Here is a 17,248-nt window from a genome sequence, read left to right on the forward strand (position 1 = left end):
CGATCAATTAATTGTTGCTTCAAAAGAAAAACAGGTATTTGTACCTTCTTATAACTCGGGATTTAGACCCTTATAGTACTCGTCCCTTGCTTCCACAAAAGCCTTCAGGTTCTCAAGCGAAGTATATGGCGCAAGTCCACAGCCTGGAGCAAGAATATCCACACCATCTTCAATACACATCTTAGCCTGTCTTTTCACTTCTTCCGCAGGAGTCGAAAGGAGGATATCTACAGGCGAAACGTTGCCTATCAAACAAGCCCTGTCCCCAATTATCCTTTTGGCATATTTGGCATCCACTTTTTCTTCAATACTTAATCCCTCAAATCCTGAACAAGCCATCGGTTCGAGGATTGCGGTGGCATCTCCGCACATGTGCAATATCATAGGCCCATCAGTGCCGGAACAGATTTTGTCATATTCCGGAAGAACGAGGGATTCAAACATATCTGGAGGTAGCAAGTCCGGTCCGGCTTCGGAATCAGGCATACAAATGCATCCACACCCCTTTCGAAAAGGGCATTGGAATATTCCACACATATTTCTACACCCATACCGAGCAGTTTACGCATAGTTTCCGGCTCTGTGAGAGACCACATAAGGTAATTTTTTGCACCCACAAGGGAGATCGTAATTGCAGCAGGACCAAGCATACCTGCAACAACAGGAATATCTTCCCCAACCCTTTCCCGGACAATTTCCGTGGCATCCAGTATAGTGGATATACGTTCGCTTTCCAGGAAATTATCCGGGAGATTGAACTTCCCGACATCCTCCTTATTACTACATGGGTTGTCAAGAACAGATGGCTGCGAATCAAAAGTTCCTTCCTTTATCGTGCATCCCAGAGTCTGGGCTATGACCGTACCGTCAAAAGGATAACGTACGGCTTCCAGACCGGCCACCTCATACCCGCCTATAGCCAGTGCAGCCATTTTTTCAGCATCATAATGTGCCTCTGGCCAATGGCTGCCGGTGGCTTCCATCAATTCAATTGTACCTGTCTGGGTTACCGAACAGACCGGTACCTTATCAACATCTTTTCCTGCAAGGGAATCCAAAAATCTTTGTTTTAGTGTGATGCCTGTCATTAAATGCCTCCGGATAGAAAATATCAAATTGCAATCCTGCAAGGAAATCCAGATATGAGATTCAGACGTGGGTATCTGCAGCTAATTTTATGAAATAATCTCACCTGAAGACTACTTCAATCTATCGACTAAAGCACAGATTTAACATCAAATACACCAATCAGCCAATGAGAATCACAATATGAACCGGAGAATCCAAAATAATCCCTGTTGAACTTATGGCAATCTTTTTTGGCCTTGCATCTGCCGTTTCCTGGGGAGCGGGTGATTTTACCGGCGGCTGTGCTTCAAGACGCACTAACGTATATTCAGTAGTTCTGGTTACCCAGATTGTAGGAGTTGTACTTTTTCCAATACTCGCATTTGTTTTCTCAGAAAACCTGCCCCCATTAAGTAAATTGTTATGGGGATGTCTGGCAGGTTTTTGGAACATCCGGATTGTTAGCCCTCTATCAGGGATTGGTTGAAGGAAAAATGGGTATAGTTGCCCCGGTTGCTGCAGTGATATCGGCCATTGTCCCGGTAATTTACTCTGCGTTTTATGAAGGATTTCCTGAAATCCTGCGAATTGCAGGATTCATTTTTGCTTTTATAGCAGTGTGGCTTATTGTCAGTATGGATAACGGGCCAAAAGTCAAAATAAACGACCTGAAGTATCCTTTTCTAGCAGGAATGGGCTTTGGACTCTTTTTTATATCCATAGATAATTTCAGTGAAACTGCCATATTCTGGCCACTGGCTTTTGCCAGAGGAACAGCCCTATTGATGTTTGTAGGTTTTGTCACACTGACAGGATCAGTAAAAGTGAAACCCCCTTCCATTGACGTACTGCCTGTAATTGTTCTTGCAGGACTTTTCAATACCGGAGGAGGTACATTCTTTACCCTGGCTTCAGAAGCAGGCAGACTGGATATTACCACAATTCTATCCTCATTAAGCCCGGGTGTCACGGTACTGCTTGCATATTTTATACTAAAAGAAAAACTTGTCCCCAGGCAGTGGTTAGGAGTGGTATCCGCCCTTTTTGCAATAATTCTTATGTCAATATGAAAGAAAAAGATAGGATTTGCAGAGATATCAATAAGTACCTGCAATTGTACTGCTAAATACTGTTCCGAATTCACTCATCGTATCCCTGATGACAGCATCAGTACACCCCGGGCCAGCAACCGCAAAAACCGCATCTCCAAGCATAGCCTGTGAAGCAAATCCACCAACATTTTCCACAGCCTCGATGATGTCTTTTGCCCCCTTGCTCAAAAGGTCCAGTTCAAAACTAAAACTGCGGGATTGACGCATAAATTCTTCAATGGTCGGACTCTGTAGCAAATTTTTCATGGCGGTTTTGCCTGCAATATTGATCTTTCCAGTCACAGAGGAATCGGCAAGGGTCGTTTTTGTAGACAACTTACCCAGAGCCACGCAGTGTACACTAAATGAAGGAGAAACGATACGATCCAGCAGGCCTCCTTTTGTAACCGGAGCCGGTCTTTTCCTGATAACAATCCCGCCTTGTGCCTGGGCTTCCACATCACCCAGTCCACCTCCCCCCACAACTTCGGCAATATGAGCGGCTTCCACGACTTCATTCTGCGTCAGGCCCAGTGAGAAAAGATCATTTAAGCAATAGGAAGTTGCCAGTGCACCTGCACCGGAAGCACCAAAACCACAGCCTACGGGGATATCAGCATGGGATTCTATCCTTACAGGTTCACTGGCTAGGGAGGCAACCAGATGGGAAGTTACAGGTGCTTGGTTTTTTGAACCATTCAGGAATATCTCTGTCTCTTTAATATCGGGCCCCACACCTACTTTTGCAGTGACCCCTCTGTTAAGAACTATACCACACCCCGTAGTGCCCTTCAGGGCCGGATCATCGTTTTCATGGATTGTGAAAAAACCTGTGATATGGCCAGGAGCAAAGCATGTTACACATTCTTGTTTTGGATCCATAGAAACCCTCACAACAGGATTTGCTCAAGCCGATCCATTATTACAGATGCGAGGTAACGTTTGGAACCACTATAATGAGATGCTGAAAGCCCATCCTGCAGGATATATACGGAATTGTCAGAGGTGCCTATTCCCCCTTCCCCCACATCATTGGCAACAACCATCTCAAGGCCGTATTCTTCAAGCATACGTGTCGCACTTCCCACAAGCTCTTTTTCACCAACACCGGTTTCGGCTTTAAATCCCACAATCACTACGTCGGGATGATTGTCTCGTACCTGTGGCAATATCTTTTCAGTGGGATGCATTTCAAGAATAAGATTCTGGCCTGATTTTATTTTGGATCCTGAAGAATCAAGTGTATAATCCGAAATCGCAGCCGAACTTATGAATACATCACACCCCCGGTCTATTTCTTCCATGCAGCTATCCAGCATACTGGCTGCACTTTCTGCATAAACCTCATTTATACCATCCACATCCAGTTCATTCCTGTGGATTATTGTAACATCCCCGCCCCGCCGGAAAGCCTCCCTGGCTAATTCCTGACCTGTTTTGCCTGAAGCCCGATTGGTGAGTATACGGATAGGATCAATGGCTTCAGCAGTTGCACCGGATGTCAGCACTATTTTCTTGCCTGCAAGTTTTTTCCCCATAAGTTGCCGCTCAACTGCCAGGACAATATCATCATTGGGAGATATCTTGGCAATCCCTTCCTCTACACGGGGGCCAACCAAACTGATGCCATAATCCCCAAGTTTTTCGAGATTGGAATGCACCGCAGGATGATCATACATGGACTGGTGCATTGCAGGTACAACTATTGTGGCCATCCCACTACCAATGGCAGTGGTTGCAAAGGTTGTTACAGGCGTATCATCAATTCCCATTGCGATTTTGCTTATAGTATTCGCAGTTGCCGGAGCTATCAATAAGAGGTCTGCCATACCCTGTATCCCGCACAGCCCCACATGCTCCACTCCCCCGGTTATATCCGTAATCACTTCATGACCGGTAGCATAATGTAATGCATCCGGATGGAGAATACGCGTGGCCGCTTCACTCATGACAGCATAGACATTTGCACCGTTGCGTATTAGTTCACGTGCCAGTTCCACAACCCTTACGGCTGCAATACTACCAGTAACTGCCAGCACAACGGTCTTTCCCTCAAGGGATTTACTTTTAGTTCCTTTGATCCATAGTGTAGAATGCATGATTTTCGCCTGTGTTATGGAAGAGTGTAAGCCTCTAATTATTTAAAAATAGCCTGGTAGCACATTGAGTTTCGCGGGCATGACATTATTAAGCCATAAAATGATACAGAAGTAATCATGATTTCAATCGAAGAACTTCCGGGATAATTGATGTACTGGGAGCAGCCACAGTACACGAGATTACCTGCACTGCCCAGGAAATCACCTATGCAAGGGATGATGAACCCCCTACAGAGGAAGATATACTCAAGATGTGTGAAAAGGCCTGTTCCAGACATTTTCTGGAAAACATAACCTGTGAAGAAATAATAGGGATGGAAAACACAGAGAGGGCAGAATATTTTATTCTGGGACCAGATGCGTTTCCTGAATATCCACAGGAATTGAGTGATGCACTTGATATGGTAGGTTACGAAAAAAGAGAACTGGACATGGGAAAAGTAGCAACACGCTTTAAAAGAAGATTGAAGATGCGGACCACACATCTGGAGAACATGATCAATGAAGTGCAGACCCCTGCAGAACCTGAATACATACAGGATCTGGAGCAAAAATACATGGACCTTGTAAATATTTACTATGATTTGATACATGGGTTCCTGATGCACTCACCGAGATAGAGGAAAATATATTCTCATTGAGTGCGCGGATAGAGGAACTTAAAGAGGCATAACCTTTTATACTTACATAATGAAGGAAGCAATCCAATGGCAAGGCATAGAAGAGATACATATTACTGGCGTGCAAAAGCCGAAGGTTATCGCTCAAGAGCAGCCTACAAACTCCAGCAGATTAACAAGAAATTTAATGTCATCAGAGAAGACAGTGATGTTGTAGATCTCGGAGCCGCTCCGGGTGGGTGGCTTGAAGTCGCAAGGGAACTGACGAAAAGGAAAGTTGTCGGTGTAGACATATTGCGCATCAAGCCAATGGACAGAATAACCATAATTCGCGGTGATATTACCCGGGAAGAGACTGCAAATCAGATCAAGGAAGCAGTAGGAGAAGAAGGAGCTGATACTGTTATCTGTGACGCTGCACCCAATCTTTCAGGAAACTGGAACCTGGATCATGCACGCTCTATCGCTTTGGCCGAATCAGCACTTGAATGTGCAACCCGCATCCTTAAACCCCAGGGAAATTTTGTTGTAAAAGTATTCCAGGGAGATATGTTCAAGGAATACCTGGATAAAGTAAGAGGTGAATTTACATATGTCCGGGCCCATTCACCAGAGGCTTCAAGGTCAGAAAGTGCCGAAATATACGTGGTGGGCAAAAAATTCCTTACCGCACCAATCAGGAAAGGGGAGGAATATGACGTTGTTATCGAAAGAATAGGATCCGGCGGCGACGGTACTGCTTTTGTGGAAGGATTTGTAGTATTCATCTGTGACACTGAAAAAGGAGAAAGAGTGCGCATAAAGGTAAGAGACGTAAAACCCAATTTTGCTTTTGCAGATGTTATACAGAGACTGGAAAGTCCTGAAGAAAAAGAAGAAGAAGAAAAATGAGAATCACCTATCCTGGTGAGTCTCCACTTCTTCGATGATTTTTTTACCGGCTGCAATCTCATCTACGCTGTGGACCACCGCACCCATATTCTCTATTTCCTGACGGATAAGTTCATAGTCAAGATCAAGCCCTTCAAGGGTAATTTTTACATTTTCGGTCTTCTGATCCATTTCATAAAGACTGAGATTGACACCATCAACTCCTTCCACATCACCCAACACACCTGCAAGTTCAACTATGGAAGGATTATGTGGCTTCAGAACATCCAGAACCAACCTGCGAATCCCTGACTTATTATTCATCATTCATTATCTCCAATATGAAGAATTATTTAGATATCCATTCCATGCATATGATATAAAAATATGGACATCTAGCACAGAAGATATTATCAATACAAACAATAAATACTTTGTACAAAACACAACAGGAATTATCATGATAGATCTACATACACATACAATATTCAGCGATGGAGAACTTATTCCAAGTGAGCAGGTCCGCAGGGCAAAAACTCTCGGATATGAGGCAATCGGCCTAACAGACCATGCCGATTTCACCAACGTAGAACACATACTCAACTGTGTTACCAAGGCAAAATACCTGGAAGAGCTAATGGACATAAAGGTGCTTCCCGGCATTGAGATAACACATGTACCCCCTGAAAAAATAGCAGCACTTGCAAAACTTGCAAGAGAACTGGGGGCCGAAATTGTTGTTGTACACGGGGAAAGTCCGGTAGAACCTGTTTTACCCGGCACAAACCGTGCAGCTGCACAATGTCCGGACGTAGATATCCTAGCACACCCCGGATTTATCACTGAAGAAGAAGCTAAAATTGCAGCGGACAACAATGTATGTCTGGAAATTACCTCGAGGGGGGGCATAACCGTACCAATGGGCATGTTGCCAAAATCGCAAAACTTAGCGGTGCGATAATGGTCGTGGACACCGATTCACACCATCCTTCTGACCTGATAACAACAAGCACTGCATTGAAAGTGGCAATGGGGGCAGGTCTTGAAAAGGATGAAGCAAAGCAGGTGCTGGAAAATTCAAGGGTCTTTATCTGAAAATGACATAGGAAATTATTGATATTACACAATCCATCGGACCTGAAACCAGGGTTTATCCGGGAGATCCAAAAGTTACTGTCAGGCGGATCACTTCTATAGAATCCTGCGGATACAGTGTCTCAGAACTCGAAATGGGAAGTCACACTGCAACCCATATCGATGCCCCTGCCCATATATTTGAGGACGGGCGCACAGTGGATGAACTGGAATTGTCCTCTCTTGTGGGCAGGGCTTACTTGGTCGACCTTTCCGGGAAAACCGAAATCGGAAACGACGAAATGGAAGAAGCCTTTCCCTCCAAAGACAAAAACAGATGTGAAATCGTATTGCTGAAAACTGAATCATCAGACCAAAAATTTGCAAGAATACTTCCCGATACCGCAGAATGGATTGCCCAAAATGGCTTCCTGACAGTAGGAGTCGATTCGGAGTCAGTGGATTCCGGAGAAGGACTGGACAACCACATGATGTTGCTTGGAAAAGGGATCAATATAATTGAGAATCTGGATCTTAAAAAGGTTGCACCGGGTTATTATGGATTTGTCTGTCTGCCACTAAAAATAAAAGGGTGTGACGGGGCACCGGCACGAGCAATACTTCTCCGGTCATAAGTTTGAGTCAACCCATTCCACAAACTTGCCCACAGCACGCTTTCTGTGGGATACCTTATTCTTTTCCTCATCTCCCATTTCACCAAATGTCCGGTCACCATACAGGAATATAGGATCATAGCCAAAACCGCCTTCCCCCTTTTCCTCATAGGCGATGTTGCCTTCAACAGTACCGGTAAACGTCAGGGGTTCTTTTCCCGGCTCACAGTAGCCAATAACAGATTTGAAATAAGCACTGCGATTTTCTTCATCCTCCATCAGTTTCAGGACTTTGGGATTGCCAAGATTATCCTCCACAAAGGCAGAATAAGGACCTGGAAATCCATTTAAGGAGTTTATGAAAAGTCCGGAATCGTCCACCATAACTGGAAGGCCAAGTCTTTCACATGTCCAACGTGCCCCATAGGCTGCAATCGGCTCCAAGTCATCCTCCTGTAACTCAGGGTAACCATCAGTATTCTGGATAACCTCAATTCCTTTGGCCTCAAGAATTGCCTTTATTTCCTTAAACTTTCCAATGTTGCCGGTAACAAATACTATTTTGCGCATGATATCACATAATCGGATGGATACAGATAATACCTGTTTCTAAAGAGGAAAAATATGTGATAAATATAACTCCGTAACTACTGGACAAATCACAATAATTCATTTAGAGGAATATTTTTACAAATAGAGTTATAATTGTTTGTAACATACAATATATTGTTTTCTAGATATTGCCATATCAATAATGTATATGGGGAGGAAACGGGGGGAATTTGGAATCTACATCAAGATATCTAGTACACTAGTATTACTATTCCTGATAATTATTGGGATCAATCCTGCAGGTCATTTATATTATGACATGATGGCAGGAGAATATGTAGAAAAATATACGGGTTTTACCAATACCAACCATGGCCTTGAATTACTCCATAACTATCACAACGCAACCAATCCTTCCCATTCTGAACTGTTAGTTTTCCTTAAATCAGATACTACTGATGAGATACCCTATGACCCGGATGAGTTCGAGTGTGCGGACTATGCTGTAACCCTGCATAACAATGCCGAACGCGCTGGGATAAGGGCAGGTGTGGTGACGGTAGATTTTGATGATAAGAGATGGAACAACAATGGTCATGCTTTGAATGTTTTCCGGACTACCGACAGGGGCATGATCTATATTGACTGCACCAGTTCCAGCCAGGAACACACAGAAGAATGCTTAAATGACAAAATCATAGACAAACTGGAAGTTGGTGTCCAATATAAGCCAGAACCCCTTTTCAGGAAAAATTATGACTATGAAGAACTGGGGATTGTGAAACGAATAAATATATACTGGTGATACCTGAGGGAGATTTCTCAGGCGTACCTGCCTCTTTTTTCTATTTCTATTACTCTGTCCAGTACTTCGTCTGCACTGGAAAGTGTAAGACGGTAGCCACGGCAGAAGGCATCTATGAGCACCTCGTGGTTGGGATGGGAGCTTTCAAGGGTCTGGAAGAGCACATGAATATCTACACCGCGGGATTCAAGGTCCCCTGCGCTGAAAGCAAGCCCAAAATCGATAAGCCACATCTTGTTTCCATCCCAGATGATATTCGAGGTCGTAAGGTCGCCGTGAATTATACCTGCTGCATGGAGCCTGCCCACAAGTTCCCCGAGGATTTCACACAAATCTTCAGAAATGACATATTTTAATGGCTTACCCTCAATGTAATCCATTTCAATGGTGGAATTATAAATATCATAGATAACGGGTGTCGCCACCCCGGCCCTGCGGGCTTCTGAGATCAGCCGGGCCTCTGCACGGGTGCGTTCCCTGCGTATACGCTCATCCAGTTCCCGCACACGATAACGTTTAGGGACACGACTCTTGACCAGACGGTTATTCCTCCGGATGACCTTTGCCTCTGCGCCATCCCTGATCATTTCATTTACTCCTTCAGCCATGTCACATCCACCATGTCAGGACGATAATTTGGATTTACATGAGAATCTTCGACCTCTATTGTATCGCCTGCCTTATACATAAGAAGACCGAGCCAGGCGATCATAGCACCATTATCTCCCATGAAACGTTTTTCAGGAACATAAAAGGATGCACCACGGTCATCACACATAATATCAAGCATCTCCCGCAGGCGCATGTTCGCACCGACACCACCACCTAGCAACACCTCAGTCTTACCGGTATGTGCCAGTGCCCGCTCGGTCACCTCCACAAGCATTGCAAAAGCATTCTCCTGCAGGGAATAACACACATCCTCCAGCGTATGTTTTTGCAGGGCATCGGTGGCTGCAGTTGAAAGCCCGGAAAAAGAGAAATCCATACCCTTCACCACATAGGGCAGGTTTACGTAATTCATCGAATCCTTTGCATACATCTCGATCTGCGGCCCGCCCGGATGAGACAGGCCTGCACTGCGGGCAAACTTATCAAGGGCGTTCCCGATACCTATATCTAGGGTTTCTCCGAATACGCGGTATTTTCCTCGCCTGTAGGCCAGTACCTGGGTATTGGCACCGCTTGCATAGAGCACCACAGGGTCCTTTGCAGGTGTTTTCCACCTACCGATCTCCACGTGGGCCACACAATGGTTTACCCCTACAAGAGGAATTTCAAGGGAAAGGGAAAGGGCCCTGGCAGCAGTTGCCACGGTCCTCAAACAGGCACCCAGACCCGGGCCCTGTGAAAAAGAGATCGCATCAATATCATTGGGACTTATGTTTTTCTCTGCCATTTCATCGAAAAGATTGGAAATCACCCAAGAAGCAAACTGGGCATGATGTTGAGCCGCTTCTCGAGGATGAATGCCCCCAGTTGCCGGTTTGTATGTATGCGTCACCTCACAAACCACTTCATCTTCGTTTACAACAGCCGCACTCAGATTCCATGCGGTGCCCTCTATGCCAAGAACCAGCGTCACTTGCAATAACTCCTTTGCGCTAATGGGAAGAGGGGGATATTAAGTTTACTGATGCAAACCCAGGTAAGTTATATATTCAGGGAAATGCAAAAGGGATGCCATGTCAGAAGAGAAAAACGAGCAAACAAAAACAGAGGCACAGGCATCCGTAAAAGAATGGAAAGTAGGGGAAATGGGATTTTCCGGTCGTCTGGCCACACCCGATGAAGGGATTAATTATGTCCCCCACAAAACAAGCGGCCTTCAGAGTGCGGCCGATATGTGGATTGACAGGGACAGAATGCTGGAAGGCCTCCACACAAAAAAGAGTGTTGACGACCTGCTGCAACGCACAAAATTCTTTGAATGATTTTTTAAATTATACCCATATCTGAAAGCCTGTCGGGCAGGTATGTCTTTGTGACAAAGTCCAGACCCTTGCCCGCAAAGGCCTGCTGTTCTGCCTTTTTCCCTATATCAAGCTGCAGGTTAATCTGTTCTTTCCAGTAATCGGTTTCAAACCTCGGATCTGTAAGTTCACTGCGCAGGGCATCGACATCCTTATCTGTCAATTTATCGGTGGACAATTCATACTCCACGATATCCGAAGGCTGCACTCCGACAAACTTGGCCGCAGGAGTTGCCATGAACTCGGAAAGGTGGGCACTCTTGATAGCACCGTATGCAACTGAGGCATATATACGATAGGACCAGGGATCACCGTCAGTAAACACCACAACCGGAATACCCAGTTCCTCATTCATACGCTTGATCATACGCCGGGTTGAGCGGGCGGGTTGACCCTTGAGGTGCACGAGTATGGCGTCATTGCGCTCATCAAAACCATTCTCAATCAGCCGGGCATACATACCACCGGTCTCAATGGCTATTATGAATTTGGCATCATGGTCTATAAAATCAATGTTCTCCACATTGAAAGGAATCTGGTAGCCGCTTTCACCCACATCCTCCTGGCAATGGATATCACGATCCCCTCGCTTTGTTTCTTCCCTAAGCCGCAATGGGCCAAAAAGTGTAGCACCGTCTTCTTCGGGACGCATATGGAAATATTCCCTCTGGAGACTGGAAATTATTTCAAGGTCCTCAACCAGGCGATCACTTTCGGGTTGTTCCTTGAATTTGGCAATATCCCAGTTCTCTGAAATGTAGTATAATTCCCTCAAGGTTGAACCACGGTTATTCCCTATATGATTATTTAAAAGAAAATCCAGCACATGAGAGGTTTTCAATAACTGGAATGCACCTTTGACGGTCTTGGCACTTCTTTCACTTTCCCGGGCACCATAAACCCATACATCACTGTTTTCATTAAATTCAATATTGTTCTTGGTTCTGCTGGGCATATTCACATAAGGGATCTTTCCATCCACAAAATGCGAATACAACTCCGATGCAAGACCCGTTAACCTTTGCTCTGCAAGCCTGTCATGCTCTTTACGGTGTTCATTCTTAGCCATTATACAACCCCTTTTATCGCTCTGGCACCTGTAACAATCTCTTCCTCAACCCCTTCAACAATAGGCGGCTCTTTTATAGAATCCAAATCCGATGGGTCAGGTAACTGGTAATTCACGGCAAAAGCCTCACCTGGCTTGAGAACAATTTTCCATATGTAATCATAATCATTGCCCATACTGACCACTTTGGGTGACGGGGTTGCCTCGATCTGGAAAGGCAACATCTCATGTAATTTGAATTCTACTTTCTTACTTCCAAAATTCTTTGTCCTGATTGATACATTGGTATTACCATCATCAAATTGCCTGTCAACGAGCAGGTTGCCCATTACCCTGGCAACAACAGGATTGATATCCGGTACTTCCCTGTCAAGTGTTTCTGCCAGTTTTTCAGCCATGCGGGGCAATACCTTGTTAATAATAACTTCCTTTTCCTTGCGTTTTTTAAGGGAACCCTTCTTTTTAAGGAAGCGGTTTAGTTTCCTTCCCGCCTCTTTGAGGGCCAGTTCCACCTCATCCTGAATCTCGGGGATATCCGCAATGGCATCCTTGGATTCAGATGTAAAAGGCACATTTGTGGATGCAACATGTATAAGCAATACCAAAGGCCCAATCGGCAGCCCCCCACCCGGCTGGTTAATACCATATTGCTTCCATTTGATACCTTCCACGCCATGTGTGGTCACACAGCCTCCCTGCTGATACAGAAGAGGGACCCTGTTGGCAAACCGCATTATATTGACCCTGTCATCCTTTTGCAGATTGCCTCCGTAAGCAATACCAACTTCCACAACAAAGGGATTACCGGAATAAACGGAGGGAGTACGCGTGGTAGTTGCAATAAAATCTACTTTGAATTCTTTCTCCAGACCTTTATAGATCAATTCTTCACCTATTGGGGACAGACAATCTGTAGGAGGGGACATGATTTTTACTTTCTGGAAGGCATCAAGAAGGCGTTTCGCATCTTCCCTTTCAATGGTGTGCGGGTCCATATCCACATCAAGTCCACTGGCACTACAGATTTCTTCTGCTGTGAGCAAACCTATCTTGGAAAAAGAATATCTCAGAAAAGGAGCAAGTCGCTGCCTGCCGGTATAACGCAGCATTTTCATAAGAGTACCCAGCTCGATACCATGGGGATGCGGCAAAATCTCGCTTGCAGGTTCGGGTATTTTATCGGTGGCCCTGTCAAATATCCTCTCATCACCTTCAGGATCAATGAGTTTTATGCGGGCATGGGGATTTACAATGGCTGTGGCCTTGAGATATTCCTCTACCGATTGGCGGCGCCCCTTTACATAGGTGGCCTCCATTTCCATCTCCACCCGGGTTCCATGAGGACGATCCCATTCGGTTATTTCATCTTTCAATATCTCGGGATCATTGGTACGAGTATTGATCATCAGTTCATAATAGTGAGCCGGGGACTGGGGACCTATCTTAGAGATAATTCTGGTAGCATGGCCTGCTGTCAGCTGGGAATAGAGGACCGCTGCAGAGATACCGATACCCTGCTGACCCCTGCTCTGTTTGAGAGCATGAAAGCGGGAACCGTAAAGCAATTTGGCAAAAACCCGCGGGATCTGATCTTTCACAATACCCGGACCATTGTCCTCAATAATCACAACGACCCCGCTTTTACCCGTGCGTTTAATATGAAGCATAATATCAGGTAGTATCCCCGATTCCTCACAGGCATCCAGGGAGTTATCCACAGCTTCCTTTATCGTAGTAATAAGACTTCTGGGGGCCGAATCAAAACCCAGTATCTGTCTGTTCTTTTCAAAAAATTCGGCTATGCTTATTGATTGTTGTTTTTTTGCAAGTTCTTCTGCAATTGGTGCTGGCATTGAACCTTCATCCCCTTAAAAACAAATTTCCTGCAAAATTAAGACCACAGGAAACGATACAATATAGTCAGCATATATTTATATATTTGTTAGTATGGAACACTTTCCCCTATATCCTCATTCCAGAGCTCAGGGTATTCCCGAATAAATTCCTTCATCAACATTTTACATTCAGATATATCCAGGTCAACCACCTCAACTCCTTTGCTACGCAGGAAATCCTGTGCTCCTTCAAAGGTTTCTGACTCCCCGGCAACCACTTTCTTAATACCAAACTGCACCACAGCACCGGCACACAGGTAGCAGGGCACAAGGGTGGAATACAGCAAGCCCCACATCCATACCTTTTTCAGCTAATTTAATATTATTACCTGCCACCTGCATGGAAGATACATGCTGTTCAAGATGGGTATTTTCCCCTTCAATCAGAATCGTATCACCGATACTAAGGCCAGAATCTGTAAGCTTCACATATGCAGCACTCTGATTTTTATAATAATTTACAACTTCACCTACAAGTTGTTTGAGGGTTTGCGATGCATTCATGTCTTTTTCCACAATGAAACCTTCACGGGAGGGAATACCGAAATAAAAACCTGTGGAAAACCTCTGTTATAAACAGCATAAAGCTGTTGATTCCATTCAAGTACCCTGTTGTTTTCAAATTCTCCACTCCTGCAGGCCTCCAGAGCTTCTGAATAACACCGGGATACAGTGGAGATATATCTTGAGTCACGTAATCGTCCCTCAATCTTGAAGGCATCTATCCCGGCTTCTACGAGTTGGGGAATATGTTCAATCATGCACAGGTCCCTGGCACTTAGCAGGTATTTTCCACCCACTTGCACCTGCGAACCATCATCCGCATTGAGTGTCCATTCCCATCTACACGGCTGGGTACATTGACCACAGTTACCGGATTTACCCAGAAGATATGCCGAAAGATAGCATCTGCCGGAAATAGCCTGACACATAGCCCCGTGAACGAAAACCTCCAGTTCAATATCAGTATGCTGTCTGATTTGTTTTATTTGAGAAAGACTTAGCTCCCGCGATAGAATAATACGGCTTGCACCAAGAGAACCATAAAAATCTGCCGTCTTTGCATTGGAAACATTGGCCTGTGTAGAAATATGTATATCAAGTCCCATTGAAGATGCCTGTAATATCACAGCAGGATCCCAGGCTACGATTGCATCGACTTTTGCCCTCCTGGCAGCGTTTAGGATAATCGACAGATCATAAGTGTCTTCAGGATGTATGACAGAATTGGCAACAAGATAAGCTTTCAACTCTTTTTTTCTTACCGATTTTACAAAGTCGGAAAGATTATCCACAGTAATAGCCTTTGCGCGGGATCGCAGGCTCAGCCGATCTACGGAAAAATACACAGCATCTGCATACTGTGAACATGCGGAAAGGGTACCTTCATCCCTTACACCTACTACAAGTTCAGGCACAGGGTAATTAGAATCCATGGGTAGAAAAGATATTAGGCATAATATAGAGATTTTGTCTTTATATCAGGGATTCCGCAGGAAATTGTTATAACCGGTTGCTACAAAAACAAGAACCGTTCCCATCATTACCTCTTCCATCCGTGGAATATAAAGTTCCGAACCGGATGTTACAAGATAGAGGCCAAGTGCAACTGTGAAACTTGTGAGAAGTAGCCCGATAATCATATCCTCAATGTCTGGCATGTTTTCCGCTCTGATTCAGTTTTGGTATGAATGCAAAGTGAAAACGATATGATATGTATATGTATTTTTGCAGGAGAAAATAAATATAAAATTGTATATAAAAATAAATAAAAATTTAAAGGAATGGGATTTCAGACAACTAGAAAATATAGGAGTGAGCATTTCCGGTTAGGAGAAACCCGGAAATGCTTTAGACAAATCCCACTCACTTCTTTTTACTGGAGGAGATACTTGAAACCAGGCTGACAGCACTGATTGTTTCTTTTTCCTTATATGCCTCGTTTCTAGAGTAGAACCACATTGGCAGATAAGATGCCAGTACTATGAATCCTATCCAGGTTGAAGTCCATCCGACTTCAAGACTGTTAAGATAAACAACACCCACAAGACATAGGGGGATGTTGAATATACCAAAGAGCAATGCAATGTTCTTCCAACCTGTAGGTGCCTTGAAAGGCCTGTCTAGTGCGGCCATTTCAGGATTAAGCTTGGCTTTCACATAGGCAAACAGACTGATACCGTTTGCACATGTGTAACCAATAGCAGATGCTGCAAGGATTGCAGTAGGTGTGCCCATGGATATCAACAGCAGGTTGAAAAGACCGATTACTACCATTGCCACAATGGGGGTACCGGAGGAATTTAGTTTACCGAAAATTTTTGGCAGGTTTCCTTCAGTTGCCATTGAGTGCATTGCCCTGGCAGAACCAAGGTAAGCAGTCTGAATGATAAGCACCATTGCTGCTATCAACATGACAATTGCAACCACTGCACCGGCAGATCCAAACGCAGCCTGTGCTACAGGGATCATTGGGGATATTGGTTGTGCAATTGTACCTTCAACACCGAGAACTCCTATTACTGCTGCCTGTACAAGTACGAAAGAGAAGAAACATACTACACCACAGACAAACAGAGCTTTTGGTACGTCAGATCCCGGATTCTTGTATTCAGGGCCATAGATAGCCGCTGTTTCCCAGGCACAAGCACTCCACTGGGCCATTGCAAACAGACCTAAGAGTATCAAGATATGATGAGCATCCCATGCCCAATCTGCTGGAAGCCACTGGCTTGTGATATTAGACATTACCACATCACCGGTTGCAAAGGGTGCCAGAGTTATGACAATAAGGGGCAACAATGAGAGGGCCGCCAGAATATAACCTACAAGTGCTCCACCTTCAAGACCACGATAGTTTGCAAGGATGAGTCCACCAAAAATCACAACACCGGCTATCAGAGAAAGCTGATATTGAGTAAACATTTCCGCCATTATGGGGAAGAGATTATAAATGTAACCACCTACAAGGATGGCAAATATCGCAAGTACAGGGTTCCATGCAAACCAGTAACTCCAGGCACTGAAACCGCCTATCAGTTTACTTTTGTCGTATTTACCTTTATAGTCTTTTGTCTTAAACACATTTTGTGCAAATCCGGGTAGACCCGATGCATGGGGAAAAGCTGTTGCAAGTTCACCATAAGCAAGGTTTTGCATGAAACCCTGGAATACAGAAAGACCCCAAACAATTATTGCAGCTGATGATACCCACATAGGGAAATATCCCAGAGAAGGCAGGATCAACAGCGGGACACCAAGTGCGATGGCAAGTCCCTGTTTCCAGTTAATAGTACGTTCCAGTTCACTGGCATCGCACACGACTTTACTACATTGTTCCGCATGATGCAGGTCGATTCCTGCACCACCTTTTTCTTCACTCATAAGAAACACCACACTCCTTTTTATTGAAATGTATTATAAAGATAATAAATTAAAACCGGGAAACTCCCCGGCCTTTAAATTTAGCCTGTGATTTCCCTGAATCTGTCACAGCAATTGATATTGACATCCAGAAG

Annotated in this window: 22 protein-coding genes and 1 pseudogene; 8 read left to right on the plus strand and 15 right to left on the minus strand. The window is 44.6% G+C overall.

The features are described from left to right. Nucleotides 1-48: 48 nt before the first annotated feature. A pseudogene (gene mtaA, locus C9889_RS03200) lies at nt 49-1,088 on the minus strand (methylcobamide:CoM methyltransferase MtaA). A gap of 160 nt (nt 1,089-1,248) precedes the next feature. Continuing rightward, nucleotides 1,249-1,521, minus strand: coding sequence for a hypothetical protein (locus C9889_RS11075; RefSeq protein WP_318531500.1), 273 nt, complete (start codon nt 1,519-1,521; stop codon nt 1,249-1,251). Nucleotides 1,522-1,526: 5 nt separating this feature from the next. Here C9889_RS11075 and C9889_RS03205 point away from each other — a divergent pair, with 5 nt between their 5' ends. Next, a complete protein-coding gene (locus C9889_RS03205) occupies nt 1,527-2,138 on the plus strand; it encodes an EamA family transporter (protein ID WP_318531501.1) in 612 nt (203 codons plus the stop codon). Nucleotides 2,139-2,165: 27 nt separating this feature from the next. Here C9889_RS03205 and C9889_RS03210 read toward each other — a convergent pair whose 3' ends face one another. After that, nucleotides 2,166-3,041: a pantoate kinase gene (locus tag C9889_RS03210; RefSeq protein WP_129597136.1), complete on the minus strand. Its 876-nt coding sequence runs from the start codon at nt 3,039-3,041 to the stop codon at nt 2,166-2,168. An 8-nt stretch (nt 3,042-3,049) separates the two neighbouring features. Continuing rightward, nucleotides 3,050-4,258: a bifunctional phosphopantothenoylcysteine decarboxylase/phosphopantothenate--cysteine ligase CoaBC gene (gene coaBC / locus C9889_RS03215; RefSeq protein WP_129597138.1), complete on the minus strand. Its 1,209-nt coding sequence runs from the start codon at nt 4,256-4,258 to the stop codon at nt 3,050-3,052. 146 nt (nt 4,259-4,404) lie between these two features. Here coaBC and C9889_RS03220 point away from each other — a divergent pair, with 146 nt between their 5' ends. Further along, on the plus strand, nt 4,405-4,878 hold the full coding sequence (locus C9889_RS03220) for a DUF7109 family protein (RefSeq protein ID WP_449405483.1): 474 nt from the start codon (nt 4,405-4,407) through the stop codon (nt 4,876-4,878). An 87-nt stretch (nt 4,879-4,965) separates the two neighbouring features. Then, nucleotides 4,966-5,769 (plus strand): 23S rRNA (uridine(2552)-2'-O)-methyltransferase, encoded by an 804-nt coding sequence (locus C9889_RS03225; protein ID WP_129597142.1) that lies wholly within the window; start codon nt 4,966-4,968, stop codon nt 5,767-5,769. A gap of 3 nt (nt 5,770-5,772) precedes the next feature. Here the strand turns inward: C9889_RS03225 and C9889_RS03230 are convergent, their stop codons facing one another. Then, complete coding sequence (locus tag C9889_RS03230; RefSeq protein WP_072359243.1) at nt 5,773-6,075, minus strand: DUF211 domain-containing protein; 303 nt, start codon at nt 6,073-6,075, stop codon at nt 5,773-5,775. A 133-nt stretch (nt 6,076-6,208) separates the two neighbouring features. Here C9889_RS03230 and C9889_RS03235 point away from each other — a divergent pair, with 133 nt between their 5' ends. Genes C9889_RS03235 through C9889_RS03240 form a run of 3 tightly spaced genes read left to right on the plus strand, consistent with a single transcriptional unit; the run spans nt 6,209 to nt 7,457 of the window. Then, a complete protein-coding gene (locus C9889_RS03235) occupies nt 6,209-6,709 on the plus strand; it encodes a histidinol phosphate phosphatase domain-containing protein (RefSeq protein WP_318531502.1) in 501 nt (166 codons plus the stop codon). Continuing rightward, on the plus strand, nt 6,709-6,843 hold the full coding sequence (locus C9889_RS11080; protein ID WP_318531503.1) for a hypothetical protein: 135 nt from the start codon (nt 6,709-6,711) through the stop codon (nt 6,841-6,843). The genes C9889_RS03235 and C9889_RS11080 overlap by 1 nt, the downstream gene beginning before the upstream one ends. Nucleotides 6,844-6,866: 23 nt before the next feature. After that, nucleotides 6,867-7,457 carry a cyclase family protein gene (locus C9889_RS03240; protein ID WP_225420084.1) on the plus strand — a complete coding sequence of 197 codons (591 nt, stop codon included), beginning with the start codon at nt 6,867-6,869 and terminating at the stop codon, nt 7,455-7,457. Here the strand turns inward: C9889_RS03240 and C9889_RS03245 are convergent. Further along, on the minus strand, nt 7,452-8,006 hold the full coding sequence (locus tag C9889_RS03245) for an XTP/dITP diphosphatase (RefSeq protein ID WP_129597146.1): 555 nt from the start codon (nt 8,004-8,006) through the stop codon (nt 7,452-7,454). The genes C9889_RS03240 and C9889_RS03245 overlap by 6 nt on opposite strands. A gap of 190 nt (nt 8,007-8,196) precedes the next feature. Here C9889_RS03245 and C9889_RS03250 point away from each other — a divergent pair, with 190 nt between their 5' ends. Further along, nucleotides 8,197-8,793, plus strand: a complete 597-nt coding sequence (locus C9889_RS03250; protein ID WP_129597148.1) for a hypothetical protein — start codon at nt 8,197-8,199, stop codon at nt 8,791-8,793. 17 nt (nt 8,794-8,810) lie between these two features. Here C9889_RS03250 and C9889_RS03255 read toward each other — a convergent pair whose 3' ends face one another. Next, on the minus strand, nt 8,811-9,401 hold the full coding sequence (locus tag C9889_RS03255) for a Kae1-associated kinase Bud32 (RefSeq protein ID WP_225419960.1): 591 nt from the start codon (nt 9,399-9,401) through the stop codon (nt 8,811-8,813). Next, a complete protein-coding gene (locus C9889_RS03260) occupies nt 9,386-10,378 on the minus strand; it encodes a bifunctional N(6)-L-threonylcarbamoyladenine synthase/serine/threonine protein kinase (protein WP_129597150.1) in 993 nt (330 codons plus the stop codon). Before C9889_RS03260 ends, C9889_RS03255 begins: the two co-directional genes overlap by 16 nt. Before the next feature lie 100 nt (nt 10,379-10,478). On the opposite strand from C9889_RS03260, the gene C9889_RS03265 reads away from it, so the two are divergent. Beyond that, nucleotides 10,479-10,727, plus strand: coding sequence for a hypothetical protein (locus tag C9889_RS03265; protein WP_129597152.1), 249 nt, complete (start codon nt 10,479-10,481; stop codon nt 10,725-10,727). A 4-nt stretch (nt 10,728-10,731) separates the two neighbouring features. Here the strand turns inward: C9889_RS03265 and C9889_RS03270 are convergent, their stop codons facing one another. From C9889_RS03270 to C9889_RS03295, 7 genes are all read right to left on the minus strand, one after another. Then, the gene (locus tag C9889_RS03270) at nt 10,732-11,835 is read right to left on the minus strand and encodes a DNA topoisomerase IV subunit A (protein WP_129597154.1); all 1,104 of its coding nucleotides are present in this window, start codon (nt 11,833-11,835) and stop codon (nt 10,732-10,734) included. Next, nucleotides 11,835-13,688: a DNA topoisomerase VI subunit B gene (locus C9889_RS03275; RefSeq protein WP_129597156.1), complete on the minus strand. Its 1,854-nt coding sequence runs from the start codon at nt 13,686-13,688 to the stop codon at nt 11,835-11,837. The genes C9889_RS03270 and C9889_RS03275 overlap by 1 nt, the downstream gene beginning before the upstream one ends. An 89-nt stretch (nt 13,689-13,777) precedes the next feature. Further along, nucleotides 13,778-13,969: a hypothetical protein gene (locus C9889_RS03280; RefSeq protein ID WP_263854029.1), complete on the minus strand. Its 192-nt coding sequence runs from the start codon at nt 13,967-13,969 to the stop codon at nt 13,778-13,780. After that, on the minus strand, nt 13,953-14,246 hold the full coding sequence (locus C9889_RS11085) for a hypothetical protein (RefSeq protein WP_318531504.1): 294 nt from the start codon (nt 14,244-14,246) through the stop codon (nt 13,953-13,955). Before C9889_RS11085 ends, C9889_RS03280 begins: the two co-directional genes overlap by 17 nt. Then, entirely contained in the window at nt 14,231-15,166 is a 936-nt protein-coding gene (locus tag C9889_RS03285) for a peptidase U32 family protein (RefSeq protein WP_318531505.1), read from the minus strand. Before C9889_RS03285 ends, C9889_RS11085 begins: the two co-directional genes overlap by 16 nt. Nucleotides 15,167-15,211: 45 nt before the next feature. After that, the gene (locus tag C9889_RS03290) at nt 15,212-15,391 is read right to left on the minus strand and encodes a hypothetical protein (RefSeq protein ID WP_072359226.1); all 180 of its coding nucleotides are present in this window, start codon (nt 15,389-15,391) and stop codon (nt 15,212-15,214) included. Nucleotides 15,392-15,596: 205 nt separating this feature from the next. Beyond that, on the minus strand, nt 15,597-17,114 hold the full coding sequence (locus tag C9889_RS03295; RefSeq protein ID WP_129597158.1) for an APC family permease: 1,518 nt from the start codon (nt 17,112-17,114) through the stop codon (nt 15,597-15,599). Nucleotides 17,115-17,248 lie beyond the last annotated feature (134 nt).

It is taken from the genome of Methanohalophilus profundi (genome assembly GCF_004137855.1).
GTDB lineage: Archaea > Halobacteriota > Methanosarcinia > Methanosarcinales > Methanosarcinaceae > Methanohalophilus > Methanohalophilus profundi.

What these genes read in the sequence shown, in the direction of transcription:
- C9889_RS11075 (WP_318531500.1), bottom strand. Translation starts at nt 1,521, where the DNA reads ATGTTCCAAAAACCTGCCAGACATCCCCATAACAATTTACTTAATGGG.
- C9889_RS03210 (WP_129597136.1), bottom strand. Translation starts at nt 3,041, where the DNA reads ATGGATCCAAAACAAGAATGTGTAACATGCTTTGCTCCTGGCCATATC.
- coaBC (WP_129597138.1), bottom strand. Translation starts at nt 4,258, where the DNA reads ATGCATTCTACACTATGGATCAAAGGAACTAAAAGTAAATCCCTTGAG.
- C9889_RS03225 (WP_129597142.1), top strand. Translation starts at nt 4,966, where the DNA reads ATGGCAAGGCATAGAAGAGATACATATTACTGGCGTGCAAAAGCCGAA.
- C9889_RS03230 (WP_072359243.1), bottom strand. Translation starts at nt 6,075, where the DNA reads ATGATGAATAATAAGTCAGGGATTCGCAGGTTGGTTCTGGATGTTCTG.
- C9889_RS03235 (WP_318531502.1), top strand. Translation starts at nt 6,209, where the DNA reads ATGATAGATCTACATACACATACAATATTCAGCGATGGAGAACTTATT.
- C9889_RS11080 (WP_318531503.1), top strand. Translation starts at nt 6,709, where the DNA reads ATGGTCGTGGACACCGATTCACACCATCCTTCTGACCTGATAACAACA.
- C9889_RS03245 (WP_129597146.1), bottom strand. Translation starts at nt 8,006, where the DNA reads ATGCGCAAAATAGTATTTGTTACCGGCAACATTGGAAAGTTTAAGGAA.
- C9889_RS03250 (WP_129597148.1), top strand. Translation starts at nt 8,197, where the DNA reads ATGGGGAGGAAACGGGGGGAATTTGGAATCTACATCAAGATATCTAGT.
- C9889_RS03255 (WP_225419960.1), bottom strand. Translation starts at nt 9,401, where the DNA reads ATGGCTGAAGGAGTAAATGAAATGATCAGGGATGGCGCAGAGGCAAAG.
- C9889_RS03265 (WP_129597152.1), top strand. Translation starts at nt 10,479, where the DNA reads ATGTCAGAAGAGAAAAACGAGCAAACAAAAACAGAGGCACAGGCATCC.
- C9889_RS03270 (WP_129597154.1), bottom strand. Translation starts at nt 11,835, where the DNA reads ATGGCTAAGAATGAACACCGTAAAGAGCATGACAGGCTTGCAGAGCAA.
- C9889_RS03275 (WP_129597156.1), bottom strand. Translation starts at nt 13,688, where the DNA reads ATGCCAGCACCAATTGCAGAAGAACTTGCAAAAAAACAACAATCAATA.
- C9889_RS03285 (WP_318531505.1), bottom strand. Translation starts at nt 15,166, where the DNA reads ATGGATTCTAATTACCCTGTGCCTGAACTTGTAGTAGGTGTAAGGGAT.
- C9889_RS03290 (WP_072359226.1), bottom strand. Translation starts at nt 15,391, where the DNA reads ATGCCAGACATTGAGGATATGATTATCGGGCTACTTCTCACAAGTTTC.
- C9889_RS03295 (WP_129597158.1), bottom strand. Translation starts at nt 17,114, where the DNA reads ATGAGTGAAGAAAAAGGTGGTGCAGGAATCGACCTGCATCATGCGGAA.